This is a genomic window from Pseudomonas sp. BNK-7 (assembly GCF_048072025.1).
GTDB classification, from domain to species: domain Bacteria; phylum Pseudomonadota; class Gammaproteobacteria; order Pseudomonadales; family Pseudomonadaceae; genus Aquipseudomonas; species Aquipseudomonas danubii.
This window is the reverse complement of the sequence record NZ_CP182252.1, coordinates 5687072-5709127: the sequence shown is the minus strand read 5'-3', so window position 1 is coordinate 5709127 and position 22056 is coordinate 5687072. Positions and strand designations below refer to the sequence as shown.

The 22056-nt window shown below is 62.6% G+C and carries 15 protein-coding genes; 7 read left to right on the top strand and 8 right to left on the bottom strand.

The genetic code is table 11. From position 1 onward, the window contains the following. The first annotated feature begins 176 nt into the window (after positions 1 to 176). Positions 177 to 563 carry a DUF6124 family protein gene (locus ACMGF8_RS25755; protein WP_102861736.1) on the top strand — a complete coding sequence of 129 codons (387 nt, stop codon included), beginning with the start codon at positions 177 to 179 and terminating at the stop codon, positions 561 to 563. Positions 564 to 758: 195 nt separating this feature from the next. Here ACMGF8_RS25755 and ACMGF8_RS25750 read toward each other — a convergent pair whose 3' ends face one another. The 5 genes from ACMGF8_RS25750 to ACMGF8_RS25730 form a co-directional block, all read right to left on the bottom strand. Beyond that, positions 759 to 1766, bottom strand: coding sequence for a T6SS immunity protein Tli4 family protein (locus ACMGF8_RS25750; RefSeq protein ID WP_416757681.1), 1008 nt, complete (start codon positions 1764 to 1766; stop codon positions 759 to 761). A 169-nt stretch (positions 1767 to 1935) separates the two neighbouring features. Next, positions 1936 to 3087 (bottom strand): T6SS immunity protein Tli4 family protein, encoded by a 1152-nt coding sequence (locus ACMGF8_RS25745; protein WP_416757679.1) that lies wholly within the window; start codon positions 3085 to 3087, stop codon positions 1936 to 1938. Further along, positions 3084 to 4799, bottom strand: a complete 1716-nt coding sequence (locus ACMGF8_RS25740; protein WP_305950115.1) for an esterase/lipase family protein — start codon at positions 4797 to 4799, stop codon at positions 3084 to 3086. The genes ACMGF8_RS25745 and ACMGF8_RS25740 overlap by 4 nt, the downstream gene beginning before the upstream one ends. After that, complete coding sequence (locus ACMGF8_RS25735) at positions 4796 to 7327, bottom strand: type VI secretion system Vgr family protein (RefSeq protein ID WP_416757677.1); 2532 nt, start codon at positions 7325 to 7327, stop codon at positions 4796 to 4798. The genes ACMGF8_RS25740 and ACMGF8_RS25735 overlap by 4 nt, the downstream gene beginning before the upstream one ends. A gap of 196 nt (positions 7328 to 7523) precedes the next feature. Then, entirely contained in the window at positions 7524 to 8042 is a 519-nt protein-coding gene (locus ACMGF8_RS25730) for an Hcp family type VI secretion system effector (RefSeq protein ID WP_025129830.1), read from the bottom strand. Positions 8043 to 8541: 499 nt separating this feature from the next. Between ACMGF8_RS25730 and ACMGF8_RS25725 the strand changes: the two genes are divergently transcribed. From ACMGF8_RS25725 to ACMGF8_RS25710, 4 genes are all read left to right on the top strand, one after another. Beyond that, positions 8542 to 8928: a DUF2946 domain-containing protein gene (locus ACMGF8_RS25725; RefSeq protein ID WP_416757674.1), complete on the top strand. Its 387-nt coding sequence runs from the start codon at positions 8542 to 8544 to the stop codon at positions 8926 to 8928. Positions 8929 to 9043: 115 nt separating this feature from the next. Next, positions 9044 to 11212 (top strand): TonB-dependent receptor, encoded by a 2169-nt coding sequence (locus tag ACMGF8_RS25720; protein ID WP_102864961.1) that lies wholly within the window; start codon positions 9044 to 9046, stop codon positions 11210 to 11212. 53 nt (positions 11213 to 11265) lie between these two features. Continuing rightward, complete coding sequence (locus ACMGF8_RS25715; RefSeq protein WP_115580552.1) at positions 11266 to 12750, top strand: PepSY-associated TM helix domain-containing protein; 1485 nt, start codon at positions 11266 to 11268, stop codon at positions 12748 to 12750. Positions 12751 to 12897: 147 nt separating this feature from the next. Further along, positions 12898 to 13428 carry a DUF3087 domain-containing protein gene (locus ACMGF8_RS25710; protein WP_102881875.1) on the top strand — a complete coding sequence of 177 codons (531 nt, stop codon included), beginning with the start codon at positions 12898 to 12900 and terminating at the stop codon, positions 13426 to 13428. Between the two features lie 27 nt (positions 13429 to 13455). Here ACMGF8_RS25710 and ACMGF8_RS25705 read toward each other — a convergent pair whose 3' ends face one another. After that, positions 13456 to 16086 (bottom strand): hypothetical protein, encoded by a 2631-nt coding sequence (locus ACMGF8_RS25705; RefSeq protein ID WP_416757671.1) that lies wholly within the window; start codon positions 16084 to 16086, stop codon positions 13456 to 13458. A gap of 298 nt (positions 16087 to 16384) precedes the next feature. Between ACMGF8_RS25705 and ACMGF8_RS25700 the strand changes: the two genes are divergently transcribed. Both ACMGF8_RS25700 and ACMGF8_RS25695 read left to right on the top strand, forming a co-directional pair. Further along, complete coding sequence (locus tag ACMGF8_RS25700) at positions 16385 to 17167, top strand: sulfite exporter TauE/SafE family protein (RefSeq protein WP_102864605.1); 783 nt, start codon at positions 16385 to 16387, stop codon at positions 17165 to 17167. A 121-nt stretch (positions 17168 to 17288) separates the two neighbouring features. Further along, a complete protein-coding gene (locus ACMGF8_RS25695) occupies positions 17289 to 19736 on the top strand; it encodes a hybrid sensor histidine kinase/response regulator (protein ID WP_115582423.1) in 2448 nt (815 codons plus the stop codon). Positions 19737 to 19752: 16 nt separating this feature from the next. Here ACMGF8_RS25695 and pcsA read toward each other — a convergent pair whose 3' ends face one another. Next, positions 19753 to 20475, bottom strand: coding sequence for a phosphatidylcholine synthase (gene pcsA, locus ACMGF8_RS25690; RefSeq protein ID WP_250330023.1), 723 nt, complete (start codon positions 20473 to 20475; stop codon positions 19753 to 19755). 309 nt (positions 20476 to 20784) lie between these two features. Then, positions 20785 to 21933 (bottom strand): class C beta-lactamase, encoded by a 1149-nt coding sequence (gene ampC / locus ACMGF8_RS25685; protein ID WP_416760377.1) that lies wholly within the window; start codon positions 21931 to 21933, stop codon positions 20785 to 20787. Positions 21934 to 22056: the final 123 nt, after the last annotated feature.

Sequence of the window (22056 nt, the reverse complement as noted above, 5' to 3'; positions counted from 1 at the left end):
GATCAGCACTGATTGGTCGTTTTCATGTCCGCTGCGTTATGGCGGCCGTGCGTGGGAGATCTTCGGATCTGCCGGGTGTCCTTGCAGACTCGGTCTTGCACACCTGCGTACGGCTGCCACCTTATTCGTGTGCAAGCGAACGGTGTTGGCTCCTTTTATCTGCAAGGAGTTAGACCATGAAAAAGCTCGTCCCCGATCCCCCCACGTCCTATCGCGATCCCGAACTCAAGGCCGCCAACGCCACCTTGCGCGTGGCTCTGGCTCGACAACCGCAGGACCCCGCGCTGTTCCAGCGCAACACCCAAGCCAAACCTGTTTCTGCCGATTCGCTGTTCAGCGTGCGCCCAGGCGTCAGTGCTGAAGAGGCGTTGGTGCATGTGTCGTTGTTGCTCAAATGCGCCGAGGAGGTCTGCGATGAAATCACCCAGCAGGGCAGCGGCATCGAGCGCGGGCTGATCTGGTCCATGGTGCATTCCGTGGAGATGGCCCGGGCGGTGGTGGAGGCGTTGCTGGACGCTAGCCCGCGAGGTGTCTGCTCATGCTCGGACGAGCCGAGCTCGTAAAGCCTGAGTCCCTGGTCTTCTTGAACTTAGAGTGTGGTGGCCGTCGGCGAAGTGGCGACACGGATGGGGAGACATACCCGTTGCTGCGGTAACGCCGGCTTAGGATTTCGCTGCTAAGGCCAGCCCTTTCAGGGTCTTTGCTCAAGGCTGCTTCTGCAGTATTGCAGCCTTGAGCATCCGGTCATTGCCATCGCTTTAAGGCGTCGATACCCGACGCAGGCGAATCGAATCGATGATGGCATCCCACAGTTCCAGTGCGGCTTTATCGGACTTGAAAGCGGGAGCCGGTGGCTTGCCATCGTCATCGTCATCAGCTTCCTCCACGCTCAGTTCTACCTTGAGATGGGGCTCGTTGATCGACTCGTCCTTGCCTTGGGCTTCCCAGAGGAAGGTGTAGGTACGTTGCCCCTTTGCGCTACCTGCCAGCAGGTACTCATCGGCGGGAATGGCACCGCCACGCTCTCTTTTGCGCAGGGTCTCGATGCCTGCAACCATCTTCAGCGCGCCCATCAAAAAGCCACTCACTCGATCCAGTAACCGATCACGTTCGGCTCCGGTGCTGGATCTGAATGCCAAAAAGGTTCTCGGGTGTTCCGGGAAGGTCACGCCAATTCCGAAGTCTTCACTTTGATAGCTATCACCCGCGATATAAGCCCGGTCGATACAGAATCCTGGTTCGGTGGGGATTTCGTTGGGGGCGCGAGAGCGTAGGTTGCGGGCCAGAGAGGTAGCGATTTCAATGCCGCGAAGTTCTCTGTCTGGAGACATTTCAACTCTCCAAGAATATGGTTGCCATGTCGGTTTAGAAAGAACGTAGGTACTCAAGTAATAAGTCTCTATGCTGGCGTCGGAAGCCCAGGACAACAATCCAGATGAGCCTCCACCAAGATCTAGCCGACGAAGAAACATGCTGCCCTTCGTATCATGCTGTTGCCCTTTTAGCTCCTTCTCCCGTTGATCAATTCTGGTAGCCAAGGTTGCTGCAGTATCGTCGAGCGCTTTGATGCTGCTGCCCCATAGGCCATACCCTGCTTTGACCTTTGCCTGGGGCGGTAAATCAATCAAAAAACGTCCGTAGCAATGAGTGATCCATCCACTCTTGTCCATGGCCGGGCTCCGAGAAGAAAAAATCGATGCGCAGCTGATAACGCTAGTCATGGCGATAAGACCAAGGGTCGTTAGTAGGCAATGAGTGCGCTTCATAAACCCTCCTTGGCATCCAGCTGGCAGTCAGCCAGTTGAGTGATCTTGATCACGTCAGATAATGCAGCCCATTGGCGAGTGTGCTGTGGTAGCGCTTTTGGTGTGCAACCCTTGCGTTCAAGGCTCCGTCGCTCTAGCACCTGCAACATTTCTCTCTTCCTTGAGAAACTCACAAATCATCCATCCAGTTATCTTTAGGCTTCAGCTCAGCGAGGAACTCTCCCAGGGCGTAGTCATCATCTACCGCTGGGCTGTTGGCCATCTGTTGCGGACTTTTAGGCGGGGAGGGCGTGCCAGCATGGTTGTCGCGTCCAGTAGCCGATACCGGGCGCAGGCGAATCGAATCGATGATGGCGTCCCACAGTTCCAGTGCTGCTTTATCGGACTTGAAAGCGGGAGCCGGTGGCTTGCCATCGTCATCGTCATCAGCTTCCTCCACGCTCAGTTCTACCTTGAGATGGGGCTCGTTGATCGACTCGTCCTTGCCCTGAGCTTCCCAGAGGAAGGTGTAGGTGCGCTGGCCCTTTGCGCTACCTGCCAGCAGGTACTCATCGGCGGGAATGGAACCGCCACGCTCTCTTTTGCGCAGGGTCTCGATGCCTGCAACCATCTTTGCCGCACCCATCAGAAAGCCACTTACTCGATCCAGTAACCGATCACGTTCGGCTCCAGTGCTGGATCTGAATGCCAAAAAGGTTCTCGGGTGTTCCGGGAAGGTCACGCCAATTCCGAAGCCTTCACTTTGAAAGCTGTCACCCGCGATGTAGGCACGGTCGATACAGAATCCTGGTTCGGCGGGGATTTCGTTGGGGGCACGAGAGCGTAGGTTGCGAGCCAAAGAGGTAGCGATTTCAATGCCGCGTCGCTCTCTATCAACTGATATTTCTCCTTTTCGGTAGTATGTCCGCCCTTCTGGTTTAGACACTAAGTAAGTATCTAACCGATACATTTCTGTGCTGGCATCTGAGCTCCAAGAGAGTAGCCCTGTAGCTCCTTCGCCAAGATCTACTCGGCGAAGAAACATGCTGCTCTGTATCTTTTTATGTTTTTGATTCTTCAGCTCAATCTCGCGCTGATCGATCTTGGCCGCTAAGGAGGTGGGAGTATCTTCAAGCCCCTTAATTTTTATTCCCCATAAGTTATATCCGGCATTGATCTTTGCCTGTGGCGGCAGATCGATCAGAAAGCGTCCGTAGCAGTAGGTGATCCATCCACTTTTATCCATGGTGGGGCTCCGAGAAGATGAGAACGAAGTACAGCTGGTCACACTGGTTAAAGCGACCAGGCCAAGAACGGTAAACAAGCTACGAATGAGCGTCATAAGCCCCCCTTGTCGTCAGGGTGCCAGTCAGCCAACTGAGCGATCTTGATCACGCCATAAAGCGCGGCCCATTGGGCTCGTTTGTCGTTGTAGCTTTCTTGGTGTTCGTAGCCCTTTTCGGTGTTGTACTGTCCCGCGCCTTTGCTGCCCTGGCGGAAGCTGGCCTTGATACCCGCCTTCTTGTGGGCCTGACCGGAGTCGGTTGGCACCGTGCCGTCGCCACCACTGCCAGACTGGTCCTCCTCTTTGTTTGTCCAGTTTTCGAGCGTTGGCACAATGGCTGGCAAGCCACGGCGAAACCAACTGCTGTAGCTGCCAGTCTCGTCATCCTTGAGCGCGGAGCCTGGCGCTTCCAGAGGGGTGGGGTCGCCTTGCCAAATCATGTTTCGCCAGCTGTGACGATCATCATCTGCCGCATAGTGGGCATAGGTTTCAGGGTGGTAGCTTGCTGCAGTTAGTTCACGATGGAACACAGCAACCGCATCAATCCGCTTTCTGAATTCATGTCGAGGGCTTTTTTCAGTATTGGTACTAGTCTCATCCGACATATCCAAATACTGAGTGTTCTGCTCCGGCACCAACCCATACCAGGCGGTGCTCTTATAGATTTCCTCGTAGGGGTCCTGGTTCTGCGGATAGGCCCTGGGTTTCCCCTCCATATCCTTGATGACCTGCCCCTGGGCATCGCACAGGAACAACCAGGGGCGACCTTCCCGATACTCGTTGCTAGGCGTCAGTTCCAGCGCCCCTGGGGCATTGGCCACCACTGCGGTCACTTCGCCTGCGTTGTAGCCAAGGATGATGCTGGCAATACCTTCATAGCCGCAGCGCATGTGGTGGTAGATGGCCGATGAACCGATTGACGGTTGCACGCCGTGGACCACGCCAAGCACTCGTTTGTAACCGTGCAATTGGGTCAGGGAGCGTGCAACCAGCCCACCCATTGAGTGGGTGACCAGGATGACCTTCATCTGATCCGCCTGCTCAGGGCTGACGCTTGCGTGTTCGCGGTAGTGGGCGAGGACGGTGTTCTCGATGTAGTCACGTACATCCAGGGCGGACTGCCGGTTGGATTGCAGCCAGTTGTAACCGGCGCACCAGACGTCGAATTGATACTTGCCCGCCTGTTGCAGTTCATCTTCGCTGATGGGCGTCGCCTGCCCCAGTTCTTCGCCATAGGCTGCGGGTTCATGCAGGCTTTCATCGCTCCACCATTGCTGGATCTGTTGTCGGCTGACGATGTTGTCCAAGCGGCCCTCCATCAGGGCCATGAACGGGTTGTAGGCGCTGCGCATCACCGTCCCCCAGCCACGAATGCGCGCTGCCTCTTTGCTCAGGCCGGATGAGCACGTATCAATCGAGCCTCGATCATCCACCTCGACGTTTTCCGGCATTAGCAGTATCTGTCGATCCTTGGGGCCGCGGCCCCACCAGACAGCCAAGGCTGCGAGAGCGGGGAAGATATCAGTGGGCCAAAAACTGGCATTCGGTGGACTCCAGACCTTGCTCTGGTCCTCCTTGTTACGCAGGTTGCTGCCCATGATGCCTGGAATGAAGATCACCGGAATCGGCGCGGCCTGCCTCGCCAGCAGGACTTTTTCACGCTGGTCCTCGGTGCGGGTCAGTTGGGTCTTGTAGACCGGTCGCCCCAGATTGTCGCGCGAGCGAGGAATGATGACGTCCTCAGTGTTATCGGCTACTTGGCTACTCATGCAGTGGACTCCCTGTCGTCGTTGGGACTACTTCCCTTGGCCAGAATGCGCATCTGGACTTGATCCATGGCCAGGTCCTGCTGCCTGGGCAGCCGGCCTTGTCCATCAGTCGTGAGGGTGGTGACTCCTCCGTCGCCGCGCCGCAGTTCCACGGTGGTGTTGGCCAGGGGGTCAAGGGTGATTTCATCGCGCAGCACATAGGCGTCATTGAATGGGGTCGATTCCCATGAGTTGAACGTGGTCGAGGCATGTGCGGGACCGATAGAGGAGTGCTTGGCCGCCTTGACCGTAAAATTCCCCGGCATGCCCAGCTCGATATTGCCGCCCTTGAGCGTCAGGTAGGCCCCGCCGCACATCAGGGTGATGTGTTCCTTGGCAGACACCAGCACGTGCTGCTGGCCCGCGCTGACTTCCACGCTCTGATCCGCTTCCAGGCGAATGCTGTTCTGTTGCGCCTGCAGCAACATCGGCCCCTGGTGGGTGATGTGGCGCATCTCGCCGCTCTGGGCGAACAGGCCCAGGTCGGTGCCGGCATTGACTACAAACTTCTGCCCCGAGGTGAGCTGCTGATTCTGCTGGGCGACGCTGTCGATATGCTCGCCCGCCGCCAGGGTGACGCTCTGGGGAGACACCGCGGCGATGCCCGCCTGGCCACTCAGGGCGATGGCCGGGTTGCCGCCGTTGCTCTGCTGCGACTCGTCGTTGGCGCCATGCCCCAGGTCGCGCACCGCTTCGCTGAGGGTTTGCTGTGGTTGGGTGTCGTGTCCGACGCCTTGATGGTCTTGCGCATAGTCGCCCAGCCCCTTGGCCAGTTGCAGCGCGGCTTCCAGCACCTGGATGGCCACGCCACGCTGCAGTTGCCCGGCATTGGCCTGCAGTTGCGCTTCGGTGCTGAGCAGCAGCCCTTTGGCCGCGCGCAAGGCGCCGTGCTCGTCGGTGCGCAGTTCAAAGCCTTCGCCACGGGGTGCGCCACCTTCAGGCCGGGGATGGGTCAGGTACCCCAGGTGCAAGGCGCTGCTGCCGTGGTCGCTCATCAAGGCCGCACTGATTTGCTGGGTGGTGTCATCGATGCGCAGTTCGTTGGCCCGGCTGCCCTTGTGTTCCTTGCTCTTGAGGGTGTTGAGCGTCTTGTGATCCGGCAGGCGGTAGGGCGGCCTATGGCTGGCCCTGTAGGTGCGTCCGGTAATGATCGGCTGGTCACAGTCGCCATCCAGATAATCGACTATGACTTCCTGGCCAATACGCGGGATTGCCATATGGCCCCACTGCGCCCCCGCCCAGTTCTGCGAGACCCGCACCCAGCAGGAGCTGAAGCCGTTGTGCTTGCCCTCGCGGTCCCAAGGGAACTGAATTTTTACCCGGCCATATTCATCAGTGTGGATCTCCTCGCCTTCCGGGCCCACCACCGTGGCTATCTGCGGCCCGTCAATGACCGGCTTGGGCAGTGGCCTCGGGCGCCACTCGCAGTCCTCGGCAATGATCTGGGCGCTGAAGTCGTAACTCACGCCCATCTCGGCACCGGCAGCCTCTTCTTGCTGGCTGGCGTGCTGTATCCCTTTGTGGATGATGCGCACCGAGCGCCACCAGCGGTTGAAGTCGCCCCGCGGGTACCCGGTCAGTTGGAAGGAAAACCCCGGAATCAGCCGCGGATCATCCCCTTCCACCGTCGCCACCCGGGCATCGCGACGATGGCCCAGCAGGCTGTTTTGGGTGAAGGGTTGGCCGACGGTGCTGCTCTTGTAGCGGCCCGGGTAATCGTAGCGCTCATAGTGCTGGGCCTGATGCTCAAGGTCATCGCCGAGCATGCGCTGCTGCTGGTCGAAGGCCGGGCGCTTGAAGCTGTAGTCACGCTGCGTCTGCTCGGCGGTACGCACGTTTTCCGTGTAGCTGAAGGCGTACAGCACCGGTTGCGGGGCATCCCCGGCCGGCTGGGTGCTGTAAAGCAACGGCCCGCCCGGGATGCGCTCCTGGACGTACAACTTGTCACCCTGGACCAGGGTGTGGGCGTTGGCATCGTGCTTGAAGAAATAGAACAGGCCTTCCTCGGTGGACAGGCGGTCGAACAGATAGAGGTCGGTGTCTCCGGCCTGGACGCAGTATTCACGCGGCGCATGCGGGGTGTGGATGTAGGGCTGGTAATCAAGAACGCCGTGCTCGTCCAACACCGACTTGAGGATCTCGGGCACCGTCTTCTGCTGAAAAATACGCCAGTCGGAGCTCAGGGCCAGGCGGGCCAGTTGCGGCTCCACCAGCAGGCGGTAACGGGTGCGGCGAAAGCCGGTTTTACCCTGGGTGAAGCTGCTGACCAAGCCATGCACATGCCGCACCTGCAGGCCGCCTTGCCAGATCGTCAGCAAGGCCGGCTGGTCGAGGATCTGGCCAAAATCGATGGCACCGTTGTCGCTGGCCAGTTCGAGCGTCAGGCGAAAAGGCTCGGACAAGGCTTCTTCCAGGGTGAACTCGACGACCTCGAACGCTACCTGTGCGGTCAGCACGGAAAACGTGAACTGCAAATCCCTTTGACGCATGACACACATCTCCACTTCGTGAAGTGCTCATCCCCCCTGACAGCACGAGCGATCAGGGAGTGTGCAGTCGGTGCTCGGTTTTCCCGAGACTCGTCCTATCCAACGGATGACCGGTGTGCCTCCTCAGGCGTGCCTGGGAGCGCAAAGCCCATCGGTCGGTGCGGCTGACCGATGGGGTGGCAAGGTGCCGCTGGGTTTAGCCGGCGACCGGGGTACGCCAGTCATCGGAGCCCGAAGTACCGGACACTTCATGGGTCCAGGTGATCTTGCGGTAGGTGAACTCGACGTCCTCCAGGTGGGTGAAGTGCGCGTTCGACGGGTCCTGGCAGTTGTGCATGTAGTCCTTGATGTCGACGATGATCGCGTCTTCCAGGGTGGTGGTGAAGTAATGCTCCTGGGTGCCGGCGGCGGAGGTGCGGAACCACTGGATTTCGATCTTGCTCAGACGCTCACCGGAGGTCAGGGCCGCGAGCAGCAGCGGTGAAGCCTTGTCGAAGACCTTGGTGATCTTCACCGGTTTGTGTACCCGCTGGCCGGTGGGCTGACCGGACTGCGGATCGCGGGGGATGATCACTTCATGGCTGAAGCCCTGGACCATGACTTGATCTTCGTGACCTTCCTGGTAGGTGTTGCCAACGGAGTCAGCGGTGAAGGCACCGGCGGTGATCAGACCTTGTTTGGTACCGGTGACGGACATGTACGCTGGGGTTGCCATTGTTGCTCTCCTTGCTTGGATATACGGAAAACCCGGAGGCCTGAATGGCCGGCCGGGCTCCTGGGACATCTCAAGACTCATGCCAACTTGCCAATACCCCTTGCCAATCAATCACTTGATGGAAATCCAAGGTTCAACAGGCTGTTTCCAGCCTGAATTCCTATAGAAAGTGCGCAAGAAGTTGCGCAGTACTGCGCAACTTCTTGCGCACTCCTCTGTAGAGCCCTGAGCGTCATGCTTACAGCGATGTGCCCACAGGCTTACTCACATTCGAGTGCGCAACTTCTTGCGCATCAAGGCTAAAAGCCATCATGGGCATGGGCAGCATTGTTCCGCCCAGGCACGGGCTCACCTGGCGACTTTAGTTCTGGTCCGATCCTTCGCTCTTCGCGAGTCGGCTATAAAGCTCGCCACAACCTCACCGCAGGCGGGCCCATGAGTTTTGCTCGCCATGCATAGGTGATTTTCCAGTGCGTTTTTCACTGTTAACCTTGCCGCCATGACCCATTCTTCCGCACATCGCCCTCACATTGCCTGGACGCTGTATTTCTGCGTGCTGTTCAACGTGTTCGTCTGCGGTCTGGGTCATGGACAGATGGCTGCACTGGAAATCACCGGCGTGGGTGGGCAGTTCTGTCACGCCCTGGGCGAATCTGCATCGACTCTGGATGACAGCTCCAGCGACAAGACTGGCCCCAGCACCATGGGGGCTTTTGTCTGCCCCCTGTGCTCGGCGGTGAGCCTGGGCCTGGGGCTGCTGTTCTGTCTGGTCTGGCTGCTGCTGGTACGGCACTCGGCGCGGGTCAAGGTCGAGCGGGGCAGCAAGGCGCCGCCGCGTTACTCCTGGCCGTCACTCAATCCTCGGGCTCCCCCACTGAGCGCCTAGCGCTGCTTCGCGATTGCCCTGGCGTCGCGTGCTTTTCATCTCCCGGTACTTAAGTCTGCGGTCGCGATGGCGACGGCAGCCGGGGTGTTTGATGATTTTTTTCGAGTCCGAGTCCATGAAGTTCCTGTATCGCTCCCCCAGTTGTGCGGCGCTGTGCTGTGCCCTGTCGTTCAATGCCCTGGCCGAGGGCACGCTGCAATTGCCGCAGACGCGCATCAGCGCCGATGAAGTGCAAGCCACTGGTCTGCAACTGGATACCCAGACCACCACCGGCTCGCGCCTGGGCCTGACCCCGCGGGAAACCCCGGCGTCGGTCAATGTGGTCAACCGCCAGCAGATTGAGCAGCGCGGCGCCGCCAACACCCAGGACATACTGGCCAGCGTGCCGGGGATGAACGCGGCGTCATCGCCGGGCATTCCGGGTTTCGTTTCCTATCGCGGTTTCTCCGGGCCGCAGATCACTCAGTTGTTCAACGGCATCAGCGTGCAGTACGACTCCATCGCCGCCCGTCCCGTGGACAGCTGGATCTACGACCGGGTCGAGGCGGTCGGCGGGCCGTCGAGCTTTCTCTATGGCACTGGCGCGGTGGGCGGTTCCATCAACTACATCACCAAGCTGCCTTCGCGCACCGAGTCGTTCAATGAAGGGCGGGTCAGCTATGGCTCCTTCGACAGCCGAGAAACCTCCTTGGGTTTCAACCATGCGCTGAACGACGGCGCCGGGCCGCGCCACTACGCGCGTTTCGATGTCAGCCACACCACCAGCAACGGTTATGTCGACCGCGAGCAGCGCGATGCCTGGACCACGGCGTTTTCCCTGTTGACGGATTTCAACGACCAGCTGTCCCACACCCTGGCCTACGAGTACCAGAACGAAAGCGTCGACAGCCCTTACTGGGGCACGCCGGCGTTGAGCCCGCTGGGGGGCAAGATGGAGGTGGACAAGAGCCGGCGCTTCGAGAACTACAACGTCAGCGATGGTCGTTATGAACAGCGGGTGCAATGGCTGCGTTCGATCATCGACTATCAGGTCAATGACCGCACTTCCGTGCGCAACACCCTGTACCACTACAACGCCGATCGCGAATACCGCAACCTGGAAAACTACGCCTATAACAGTGACAACAGCCAGGTGGTGCGCTCTGGCATCCTGCTCCAGCGCCACGCCCAGGAACTCAACGGCAACCGTTTCGAACTGCTGCATCACAACAGTCTGTTCGGCCTCGACAGCCAGTGGTCGGCGGGTATCGATTACAGCCACAACGTGATGAGCAACTACCCGCGCTCGGTGTCGGGCTCGCTGCCTGGGGTCGATCCGGACGCTTTCGATCCGGGCAGCTTCTGGGACCTGCCGGGCATGCAGCGCGGCTTCGAGAAGAACCGCCGCAACCAGGTGGATACCTGGGCCCTGTTCCTGGAAAACCGCCTGCAACTGACCGATCGCCTGTCCCTGCTCAGCGGCCTGCGCCACGATCAGATCGACCTGCAAGTGACCAATTACCGCGCCGTCACCGAGGCCAATCCGGCGTTCTTCCAGCGTAAATACCGGCCCACCACCGGGCGCCTGGGGCTGGTCTATGAGTTGACCCCGGCGGCCAACGTCTACGTGCAATACAGCACCGCTGCCGATCCACCGGCAGGCATCCTGACCACCGCCAGCTACGGTCAGGTGCGCGACTTCGACCTCAGTACCGGCAATCAGTGGGAGATCGGCAGCAAGTTCGATTTCCTCGACGGCCGCGGCTCGGCGACCCTGGCCGCCTACCGCATCGAACGCAAGAACCTGTCCACCGCCGATCCGAGCAACCCCGGCAGCAGCCAGCCGGTGGGCCAGCAATCGTCCCGCGGGGTGGAGCTGGCGGGCTCGTTGCGGGTCACGCCCAAGCTGTTGGCCGAAGGCAACTTCGCTTATGTCGACGCCCAGTACGACGAGTTCTATGAAAACGTCGGCGGCCGGCCGGTGTCGCGCAAGGGCAACAGCCCCACCAATACCCCGGACAAGGTAGGCAACCTGTGGCTGAGCTACGACATTGCCCCGTCCTGGCAGGTGGGCGGCGATGCGCGCTACGTGTCGTCGATGTATGCCAATGCGGCCAACACCCGCTATGCGCCGGCCTACACGATCTTCGGCGCCTTTGTCGGCTACCAGCTCAATGCCGATACGCGGATCACCGGCCGGGTGCGCAACCTGACCGATCAGGTCTACGCCCGTACCACGGGGCAAACCCAGCTGTACCTGGGGGCGCCGCGGACCTTCGAGCTGGCGCTGCAAACGCGCTTTTAACCTGAGACAGCGGGGCGCCCGATGGCGCCCCGCGCATTTGCGAGCAGCCTGTGATGAAGCGTTACCTGTACCTCTGGCACCGCTGGCTGGGCATCGTTGCCTGCCTGTTCATGGCCCTGTGGTTTATCTCCGGGGTGGTGATGCTGTATGTCGGCTACCCCAAACTGACCCCCGCCGAACACTGGTCACGCTTGCCTGTGTTGCAACTGGGCGATGCACCCATTGACCTGAAGCAGGTGCTGCACGCTGCCGATCCCGAACTGGCGCCGTCAAGCATTCGCTTGACCACGGTGGCCGGCGCCCCGCGCTATATCCTCGAATACCCAGGACCGCGCAAGGTAGCGATCGAGGCCGATAGCGGCCTGCAAGCGCTGCCCACTGACCGGGTCGAGGCCCTGGCCGCGGCCCGGCAGTTTGCCCCCGGTGTGGCGGTGCGTGATCGCGGGACAGTGAATGGCGACATGTGGAGTCAATCCCGGGCCCTGGACGCCGACCGACCCTTGCTGCGGGTGGCCACCGCCGATGCCGAACGACGTCTGCTGTATGTCTCCGGCACGACGGGCGAGGTGGTGCGCGATGCCACTGCCACCGAGCGTGGCTGGAACTGGATCGGTGCCTGGCTGCACTGGCTGTACCCGCTGCGGGGCATCGGCATCGATGGCGCCTGGGGGCCGATCGTCACTTACCTGTCCCTGGCCGCGACCCTGATGGCCGTGCTCGGCCTGGCGGTGGGCGTGCTGCGCTGGCGCTTCAAACGCACCTATCGCAATGGTTCGCACTCGCCGTACCAGGGCTTTGCCCGCTGGCATCATGTGGGCGGCATGCTGTTCGGCGTGCTGCTGATTACCTGGATCTTCAGCGGCCTGATGTCGATGAACCCGTGGAAAATCTTCAGCAGCTCCCAGCCCCTGTCGGTGGCGGCCTATCAAGGCGCACCGCTGCACGCTGCGGCCTTTCCCCTGAGCGCGGCCCAGGCCCTGCAGCGCTTTGCCGATGACGGCCTGCAGGCCCGGGAGCTGGAGTGGCGGATGATCGGCGGCAAGGGTTATGTGATCGGCTACGACGGTGCCGGACGCACGCGGATTCTGGCCATGGACGATCAGCAGGTGCTGCGCCAGTTCAACCCCGACACCTTGCGCCAGGCGGCCTGGGCCATTCGCCCCGAGCGGCCGATGGTTGTCCAGCAATTGGCTGCCTACGATTTCTATTACTACGCCCGCGAGCCCCACAGCATGATGGGCCACTTGCAGCAGCGCCTGCCGGTGCTGCGGGTGCGCTTCGACGACCCGGCCCAGACCTGGCTGCACCTGGACCTGCACACCGGCGCCATCGTCGGGCAACTGGACCAGCCGCGCCGCGCCTCGCGCTGGCTGTTCGGCCTGCTGCACAGCTGGGACTGGCTGCCGCTGCTGGCCAACCGCCCCTTGTGGGACCTGTGGATGATCCTGTTCAGCGCCGCAGGCTTGCTGATCAGCGTCAGCGGTGTGGTGCTGGGCTGGCGCCGTCTGGGGCGTTCATTACGTGGGCGTCGGCGTTGAGGCGGGGGAGGGCGCAATACCGCGACCTGGATCAGGGTTATGCAGTATTTCTGCCCTGCGCCGACGATTTAAGCCACCGCTCCCGGTCCCAGCGGTGATAATGCCCGCCTGCTCAATTCCCTACTGCTTCCGGAGCCCATCGCCCCCATGTTCGTCATCACCCCGCAGGACCCTGAACTCTATCGCCGGCAAACCCGCCGCAGCACCCTGATCATCGCCCTGGTGTTCATCGCCCTGGCCATGCTGTTTTCCAGCGCTGCGGTGGCGGTGTTCGGCCAGCCCGGCGGCGATAACCTGGTGTGGAATGCCGGCGGCGTGTTCACCGGGCTGGTGATCAGCGCCGTGCTGTTGCGCACGGTGTTCTGGACCCAGCCGTGGATGGCCTCGGCGGTCTATGGCTGGCGCCTCAAGCGCAGCCTGATGCGGGTGACCAATGTCATGCATCATGTCACCGCCGGGGTGGCGGCGGGCGATCCGGCGGCCCTCAAGCTGCTGCGTTTCTATCACCTGGGGTTGACCCAGATGCATCAGCTGGACGCCAACTCCAGTGCCCACGGACAGATGCTGGGTGAAGTGGAGCGCCATCTGGCGTTGCTGGCCGAGCAGGGCATCGACCCGCAGCAGGAGCGCCTGGAGGCGCAGTGGCTGGAAGCGGTCAAGGTGCACCAGCCGCGCTGAGGTTCAGGTTGATCCGCTGGCCCTTCCTCAAGGCTGCGGATCATCCAGGTAGCGCCACAAGGCCTCGGCCATTTCGTTGGACTGGCCACTGCGGCCAAACAGCTGCTGGCCGATATGCAGCCCCAGCTGGCGATAACTCTCGAACTGCGCCTCGTCGAAGAACTGATCCACCGTGCTCTGGTTGGGAAAGCCCGGGTTGGCCCGGGCGTAGTTGACGACGTCCGGTGTCAGCCCGGCGATCAGCCGCGGCTTGAGCACCAGGATCCGGCAGTGGGGCGTGGCCGCGATGTCCGCCTGGGTGTCGGGGCTATGGGCGTAGACGTTCAGCAGCAAGGCGCACTTGTGACTGTCGGCGCTCGGTGGCTGGCGAAACTCTTCCAGACTGCCGAACAGCCCCTTGAGTTGGGGATGGGCCAGTACCCCCGGGTCTTCGCGGATCTCCAGGGCCTGGTCGATGCGCGCCAGGCGCACCAGATTGGCCAGGTCGTCGAACTGGTAATCCGGGTCGCAGCCGCTGTCGCAGGTGACGATCAGTTCCACCCCGCGCCCCTCACGCAGCAACTCGTAGGTGGCGGTGTTCTCGAAATGCCCGCCGTCGGACAGGTACTGGTAGTCGCGTCGATGTCCATGAAACCGCGAGGTCAGCTCATAGAACAGGTAGGCCTGGGTGCCGAAGTAGGTCCAGGGCTTCAGGTCACGGGGCTTCCAGTGCTGTTGCCCGGGATCGAGGAAGTGGCTGGGCCACCAGATGCCCAGGCGTATGTTGGCCAGCCCCAGGATCAGCGACATGCCCAGGCTGTTGGCTCGCCCCAGGCCGGTGCTGAAGGCGGCGCCGGAGACGCCGATCCACTGGCCCAGGCTCAGGGGGCTCATGATTTCCGAGGCCGGGCCCTGGCTCAGGTCACGGCGGTAGGGCTTGCCATCGAGGGTGTAGCGTTCCGCCGGACCGTCGCTGGCGTCGCTGCCTTCGGTTGAGGGGGCCCAGTTCGGCGCGATGCACAAAGGCTTGCCCTTGCGGTCGCGCTGCACCAGTTGCTCGGCGGGGTCCACCGTCAGGTTCATGGTGACGTTGATCAGGTGCACCGGCCCGGCACTGGGGGTGGCGTAGTACTGCTGCAGCGACAGGTCGTCGCTGGACATCGGCTCGGCCACGCTGAGGTAGGTGCGGCGCTGCTGTGGCGGGCCGTTGAAGCGCCGGCCATTGGACGCGCCGAGGTAGGCGCGGGTCAGCCGGGCGCTGTAGAAGGCCTGGAGCGACGAGGTGTTGAGAAAGCCGATGAAGCGCCCGCTGACGCAGACCAGCAAGGCGGTCACCAGGCTCAGGGCCAGCAGGCGCCAGGCAGCGGCAGCGCTGTAGCTGATGGCGCCAGCGTCATGGGCGACCCATTGCACCAGCAACGCCCAGCACAGGCACAGCAGGCTCATCAGCAGGCATCCGGCAACCAGCGCCAGGACATCCAGGGGCAATTTGCGCATCCAGCCGGGCAGCGGCTTTTCATCCTTGAGCAGCACCAGGCGGCGCACCAGCCACATCAGCAGCGCCAGCAGCAGGGGCGTGGCCAGGGCCTGATAGTCCAGCAGGTAGCGATACAAGGCTTCGGCAGCGGTCACCAGCAGGGCCAGGAAAGCCAGAATGGCCACTGCCGCCATGGCTCGCCCCAGGGCGCGGGTGATCTGCACCCGGTAGTTGCGCACGCAGTTGTTGCAGGTGCTGTCCTTGGCCGGGTCTCGGTGATCCGCCAGCCGGCGGACCAGCCGGTGGGTGATCAGCAGCGCGTTGCTGCCGACCAGGGCGGCCCCAAGGGCCAGGGTGCCCACCACCTGCCATTGGGCCACGTCATAGGCCAGGGCGCCGCCGATCCACAGGCCGGTGACGATCGCCAGCATGAAGCGCAAGGCCGGGTTGCCAAGGTTTGGCGGCTGGTCCAGATCGCCTTGGGGGATCACCAGCCAGTACGCCACGGCGCAAGGCAGGGCGAACAGCAGGGCGGCCATCAGCGGCCACAGCAGCAGGCTGGCCTGACTCAGCACCTGGAACAGGGTCAGCAGGCTGAGCATCAACAGGATCGGCATGCCGATCATGGCGTGCAGCGACAGCCAGTTGCGCCAGGTCATGGCCAGGGCATAGAGCATGTCGCCGGAGCCGGTGGGCGTCAGGTAGCGGCCGTTTTCCCGCAGCCAGGCACCCGGGCCCTGGCCCACGGGCTGCTGGGCGTAGTCGACGCCGGTGCTGATACGTCCCGGCGGCTCGAAGCGCAGCGCCTGGTAGGCATCGCGGGCGGCCTGGCCCACCGGGTCCTGGGGATCGGGCTCACGCAGGCGTCCGGGAAGGAACAGGCTGGAGAAGAAGCTGCCGATATAGCCGCCGCCACTGACCGTGGACAGGTAGTCGATGCGTGACAGCAGACTGTGCTCGGTGGCGGTTTCAGGCGCGGGCTGGAGTGGGGCCGTGGAGGCCGTCGCCGGTGCCGGCGCCCGGGCCATGGCTTGCAGAACGCCGAGGCAGAAGGTGGCGCTGCGGATGCCGCCCCCGGACAACGCCAGGCCCCAGTTGCCACGCTGCGGCGTGCTGGGTCCGGGGGCTTGCTGGTGCAGGTTCAGGCGTCTGAAACGGATGCGCTGTTGCTCGATCTGGTAGAGGGTCGAGTCGGGTGTCATGGGCCTTCCTTGGAAAACGAAAGGGGCGGGACCTGAGTGAGCTCAGGATCGCTTGCCCCGGCGAGCGCCCAGCAGAATACCGGATGCGCAGGTTGCGGTGTATGTCACCGGCGGTTCAGGGAGGGCTGGATGGGCATGTGGCGGATGCAAGGGCGGCGGGCACTCGATGCGTCTGACGCATGGAAAAAAATGGCCCTGGTTATAACGTTAGATTTTATTCATATAAATGGACATAAGCTTTAGCCGCTATGCTGCCGCCAGTTTTTTACCTGGCCGTGTGATTTGTAGGGTTTTATTGATGGATGTGGGGAATTTCGGTTTTGTCATCGCAGGCCTGGTAGTGGGATTCATCGTGGGCATGACGGGGGTGGGCGGCGGCTCGCTGATGACCCCGATCCTGCTCTGGTTCGGCATCAACCCGGCCACCGCCGTGGGCACTGACTTGCTGTACGCCGCCATCACCAAGTCCGGTGGGGTGCTGGTGCATCAGAAGAACCGCAATATCGACTGGCGCATCACCGGCTGGCTGACCCTGGGCAGCGTGCCGGCGGTACTGGCGACCCTAGGGTTCTTGAACAACCTGGACTCCGATCCCCAAGCCTTGAACTCGGTGATCAAGCAAGGGCTGGGCTTCGTCCTGTTGCTCACGGCCCTGGCCATCGTCTTCAAGAAGAAGCTCATGGCCTTCGCCCAGCGCCACGGCAGCGACTATCAGCCAAGCCCCCGCGGTCTCAACGGCCTGACCGTGGTCACCGGGCTGATCCTCGGCACCATGGTCGCGCTGACCTCCATCGGCGCCGGCGCCCTGGGCACTGTGGCGCTGTTCATCCTCTATCCGTTCCTGGCCACCAAGCGCCTGGTGGGCACCGAAATCGCCCACGCCGTGCCCCTGACCCTGGTGGCCGGCCTGGGTCATGCCAGCATGGGCAACATGGACTGGCACCTGCTGGGGTTCCTGTTGATGGGCTCACTGCCGGGGATCTGGATCGGCAGCCACATGACCGGGCGGATCTCCGACGAGATCCTGCGCCCATGCCTGGCGGTCATGCTGTTCTCCATCGGCTACAAGCTGGCCTTCTGAGGCCCCCAGCCGGGCCATGCTCGCCGTCACCTGCTAACTTCCGTGGATTCCAGGGGTCAGTTATCCTGCGCAGGCCCTTGATGGGCGGCGCAGCCCCTTTTCCCCTTGTGTGATGCAGTCCATGACTATTTCCTCTGCTGATGGTGCCGCCCCCCAGACCTGGCGCGGCGGCGAGACCGGTGCCGCCATCCGCCAGTTCGACTGGTCGCAGACCTCGGTGGGCCCTCGGGAGCACTGGCCCAGCCTGCTGCACAGCACCTTGAGCCTGGTGCTCGAATCCCCTGAGAGCCTGTACCTGCTATGGGGTCCGCAGAAGCAGTTCTTCTTCAATGATGCCTATCGTCCGGTACTGGGGCCGCGCCTGGCCCATGCCCTGGGGCAGACCATCGAGACGCTCTGGGCCGATGCCTGGCCGGATGTGCAACCCATGGTCGAGCAGGCGTTCCGCGGCCAGTCCTGCCGTCATGAAGACCTGCCGGTGAACATGCAGCGCTATCCCGGAGAGGAACTGACCTGGTGGTCGTTTTCCATGAGCCCGATATTCGACGAGCGCCAGGAGCAGGTGCTGGGGGTGCTGTGTCACACCGTGGAAACCACCGCGCGGGTGCGCCTGGGGCTGCACGCCCGGCTCACCGAGTCGCGCCTGCGCGAGACCCGCGAGCTCAATACCCGGGTGCTGGCCAGCAGCAATGACTGCATCAAGGTGCTGGACCTCGATGGTCAGTTGTCGTTCATGAGCGAGGGTGGCCTGCGGGTCATGGAGGTCAGCGACTTCAATGCCATTGCCGGCTGCCCCTGGCCGGACTTCTGGCAGGGCCAGGGCAACCTTGACGCCCAGGCCGCCATCGCCGCTGCCCAGGCCGGGGAATCGGCGCGGTTCCAGGGCGCCGCCAACACCCTGGCCGGCAACGCCAAGTGGTGGGATGTGCAGGTCACGCCGATGCTCGATGAGGCCGGTCAGCCGGAGAAGATCCTCTGCATCTCCCGGGACATCACCGCCACCCGCGAGGCCGAGGAGCAGTTGCGCCGCCTCAACGAGTCCCTGGAACAGCGGGTCCAGGCGCGCACCCAGGAGCGCGACCGGATCTGGCAACTGTCCACCGACCTGATGCTGGTGGCGGATTTCAACGGGCGCATCGTTGCCGTGAACCCGGCCTGGACCCGACTGCTGGGCTGGCAGCGGCACGAACTCGAAGGCAGCAGCTTCTACGATTTCATCCACCCCCAGGACAGTGTGGCGGCGGTCAACGCCTGCACCGAACTGGCGCTGGGTCAGAGTTTTTCACGGGTGGAAAACCGCTTTCGGCACAAGGACGGCAGCTATCGCTGGGTGTCCTGGAGTGCCGTGCCCGACCCCCAGCACCTGCATGCCGTGGGGCGTGACATTCAGGCCGAGCGTGAAGCCGCGCAGGCGCTGCGCAAGACCGAAGACATCTTGCGCCAGGCACAGAAGATGGAGGCGGTGGGGCAACTGACGGGTGGGGTCGCCCACGACTTCAATAACCTGCTGACGGTGATCCGCTCGTCCACCGACCTGCTGCGGCGCAACCTCAGCGAGGAGCGCCGGCAGCTGTACATCGATGCGATTTCCGACACCGTGGACCGCGCCAGCAAGCTCACCGCCCAGCTCCTGGCCTATGCCCGCCAGCAGAACCTGCGCCCGGAAACCTTCGACGTCGGCGTCAGCGTGCAACTGCTGGCACAGATGATCAATCCGCTGATCGGCGCCTGCATCGAACTGCGTATCGAACTGCCGCAGCAAGCGTGCTGCATCCATGCCGACGCCGGCCAGTTCGATACCGCGCTGATCAACATGGCGGTCAATGCCCGGGACGCCATGCAGGGCGAGGGCCTGCTGGTGATTGCCGTGGAGCGGGTGGCGCAGATTCCCGCCAGCGCCAGCCAGGGCGCCCAGAACGGCGACTTTGTCGCGGTGTCCCTGACCGACACCGGTGCCGGCATCGACCCGCAGCAGATCGAGCGGATCTTCGAGCCCTTCTTCACCACCAAGGAGGTGGGCAAGGGCACTGGGCTGGGCCTGTCCCAGGTGTTCGGTTTTGCCAAGCAGTCTGGCGGTGGCCTGGTGGTCCACAGTCAGCCGGGGCAGGGCACGCGCTTTACCTTGTACCTGCCGCGCTCTGAAGCTGTGGTCAGCCCGGTAGCGGCCCCTTGCCCGGGGCCGCTGCAGGTGGATGGCCAGGGGGCCACGCTGCTGGTGGTCGAAGACAATCCCGAAGTGGGCGTGCTGCTGGCCCAGGCCTTGAACGAGCTGGGCTACCAGACCGAATGGGCCACCAGCGCTATCGAGGCACTGCGTCGCCTGAGCCAGGAGCCGGGGGTGTTCCAGGCGGTGTTTTCCGATGTGGTGATGCCCGGCATGAGCGGCATCGAGCTGGCCACCCGCATCCGCAGCGATTACCCCGGGCTGCCGGTGATCCTCACCAGCGGCTACAGCCCGGCCCTGGCCCAGGGCCAGACCCGGGAGTTCGTGTTCCTGCAGAAACCCTACTCGGTGGCGGCCCTGGCCCAGGCCTTGAGTGCCGCGATCGGCAACGACCCGCCGCTGTGATGCAGGCCGCCGCCGTCTATGGCTGGTGGCTGCCCTTCATCCACTCCTGGGCCGAGCGCCACAGGCAGATCCCCAGGAAATAGGCTGAAGCCGCCAGCCACAGGCCCATGATCGACGGGCTGTGCAAGGGGTGGCTGAGGATCAGCAGCGCGCCACTGAGCAGCCAGACGAAGGTCACGATGATGTTCAGCCCCATCCACTTGCGTACCCGGAACGGATGCAGGAACTGCACCCGAGTGGCGGTCAGCAGGGCCAGGGCGAAGATGCTCAGCAAGCTCAGCCAGGGGCCGGGCTCGATCAGGTAGAAGCACAGGGCGACCACGTTCCAGGCGGCGGGAAAACCCTGGAAGTAGTTGTCGTGGCTCTTCATGTTGACGTTGCAGAAGCACAGCAGCGACGACAGCAGGATCAGCGAGGTGGCCAGCAGTGCGCTGTACTCCGGCAGAGGAATGTAGCGGTAGATGAACAACGCCGGGATGAACACGTAGGTCAGGTAGTCGATCACCAGATCCAGCACCGAACCGTCGATGTTGGGCAGCACCGAGCTGGTCTTGACCTTGCGCGCCAGGGAGCCGTCGACGCCATCCACCAGCAGCGCCACCCCCAGCCACAGCAGGCAGGCCTTGGGCTGGTTTTCAAACAGTGCCAGGGTGGCGAGCAGGGCGCTGACCACTCCGGTGGCGGTGAAGCCATGGGCGCCCCAGGCTTTGATTCTGGCGATTTGCAGGGTCGATATCACGGGGCATTTCTCCGGCGGCTGTGGTTCCCGGACACCCCGCGGTGTGCAAGCGGCGGCGTGGGTCCAGGTTGCAGTTATCGACCGGAAAGCCTGGCAGAAGGTTCAGCCTCACCCCTGAATCAGGCTCGATCCGGGCCCTGCGGTCCTTGTCGCCCTCCAGGGAACCGAGCTGGCTGAGGTCAAGGGTCGAAGGGGATTTCCTGAGTCTAGGCGCCATGGCCCAGGCAACAAGAAAAACGCCACCTGGCGTTGAAGGCCGGTGGCGTTTTTTATCGGGCGCCCCAGGGGACACGCTGTTGTACAGCTCGGTTACTTTGCCGCCTCCAGGGCGCTGAGCAGCGCATGGGCGGCCTTGATCCGTTCCTCGTTGGGGTAGTTCTTGTTGGCCAGCAGGACAATGCCAATCTGTTGGCTCGGGACAAACAGCACGTAGGCGCCGAAGCCGCTGGTGGAACCGGTCTTGTTGTACAAGGCGTCGGCCTTGGGCGGTTGGGCCGGAGTCAGCCACTGCACCGGATGCGGTTCGAGGGCCATTGGCGTCGAGTTGCCTGCCAGCAGCCGTGCCAGGGGCACCGGGTAGGCGTAGCGCTCCCAGCCCAGGCCCTGGGTCATGTCGCCGACCCGGTAATAGCCGCTCTGGGTGCTGGCGATGGCTTTTTGCAGGGTGTCGTCCAACGGCTGGGGTTGCAGGTTGTCGGCAATGAACTGCAGCAGGTCCGGGGCACTGGTCTTGACCCCGTAGGCCTCGGCGTCCAGGGGACCTGGGCTGACCCGGATCGGCTTGTTCTGCTTGTCATAGCCCTGGGCGTAGTGCACCTGCTGGTCCTTGGGCACCTTGATGTAGCTGTGCTTGAGCCCCAGTTTGGGGAACAGGCTCTTTTCCAGCAGTTGATCATAGGGCTGGCCCAGGCTGCGGGCGGCGAGGTAGCCGAGCAGGCCGATGCTGGGGTTGGAGTACAGGCGCTGGGTGCCCGGGCTGAAGGTGGGCTTCCAGGTGTTGTAGTAATCCAGGATCTTGTCTTCGCCCTGGACCTCATCGGGGAACTGCAGCGGCAGGCCACCGGCACTGTAGGTGCCCAACTGCAACAGGCTGATGCCGTCGAAGGCACTGCCGCTCAGGGCCGGCCAGTACTGGCTGGCGTGGTCCTCGAGGGCCAGCTTGCCGCTGGCCTGGGCGTAGCCGGCCAGGGTCGCGCTGAAGGTCTTGCTCACCGAACCCACTTCGAACAGGGTGTCGTTGTCCACCGGCTGTTGATTGTCCTTGGAGGCAAGGCCGTAGTTAAAGTAATGTCGCTTGCCGTTGGCGATGATCGCCACTGCCATGCCGGGAATGCCCTGCTGTTGCATCAGCGGACGGATGGTGGCATCCACGGTGGTTTTCAGACGGCTGTCCTGGGGGGCTCGGCCAGGGCGTCGACGCTGCCGAGGAGCAGTACGCAGGCGCTGATGATGCCTAATCCGGTTGAGGTTTTATGGCGCATGATGGGCTGTTTTCCATGGGTTCTGATTTTTTTTGCCGCCTATTCCCAGCGGCTTTCCGGCTTCGGGGTTCTTTGCCCGAACCCCGGAGGCGCAGTGCTT

Coding starts and splice junctions, on each gene's coding strand:
- ACMGF8_RS25710 (WP_102881875.1), top strand. CDS start 12,898: ATGTTCGTCATCACCCCGCAGGACCCTGAACTCTATCGCCGGCAAACC.
- ACMGF8_RS25695 (WP_115582423.1), top strand. CDS start 17,289: ATGACTATTTCCTCTGCTGATGGTGCCGCCCCCCAGACCTGGCGCGGC.
- ACMGF8_RS25720 (WP_102864961.1), top strand. CDS start 9,044: ATGAAGTTCCTGTATCGCTCCCCCAGTTGTGCGGCGCTGTGCTGTGCC.
- ACMGF8_RS25750 (WP_416757681.1), bottom strand. CDS start 1,766: ATGAAGCGCACTCATTGCCTACTAACGACCCTTGGTCTTATCGCCATG.
- ACMGF8_RS25700 (WP_102864605.1), top strand. CDS start 16,385: ATGGATGTGGGGAATTTCGGTTTTGTCATCGCAGGCCTGGTAGTGGGA.
- ACMGF8_RS25735 (WP_416757677.1), bottom strand. CDS start 7,327: ATGCGTCAAAGGGATTTGCAGTTCACGTTTTCCGTGCTGACCGCACAG.
- ACMGF8_RS25715 (WP_115580552.1), top strand. CDS start 11,266: ATGAAGCGTTACCTGTACCTCTGGCACCGCTGGCTGGGCATCGTTGCC.
- ACMGF8_RS25740 (WP_305950115.1), bottom strand. CDS start 4,799: ATGAGTAGCCAAGTAGCCGATAACACTGAGGACGTCATCATTCCTCGC.
- ACMGF8_RS25755 (WP_102861736.1), top strand. CDS start 177: ATGAAAAAGCTCGTCCCCGATCCCCCCACGTCCTATCGCGATCCCGAA.
- ACMGF8_RS25725 (WP_416757674.1), top strand. CDS start 8,542: ATGACCCATTCTTCCGCACATCGCCCTCACATTGCCTGGACGCTGTAT.
- ACMGF8_RS25730 (WP_025129830.1), bottom strand. CDS start 8,042: ATGGCAACCCCAGCGTACATGTCCGTCACCGGTACCAAACAAGGTCTG.
- ACMGF8_RS25745 (WP_416757679.1), bottom strand. CDS start 3,087: ATGACGCTCATTCGTAGCTTGTTTACCGTTCTTGGCCTGGTCGCTTTA.
- ACMGF8_RS25705 (WP_416757671.1), bottom strand. CDS start 16,086: ATGACACCCGACTCGACCCTCTACCAGATCGAGCAACAGCGCATCCGT.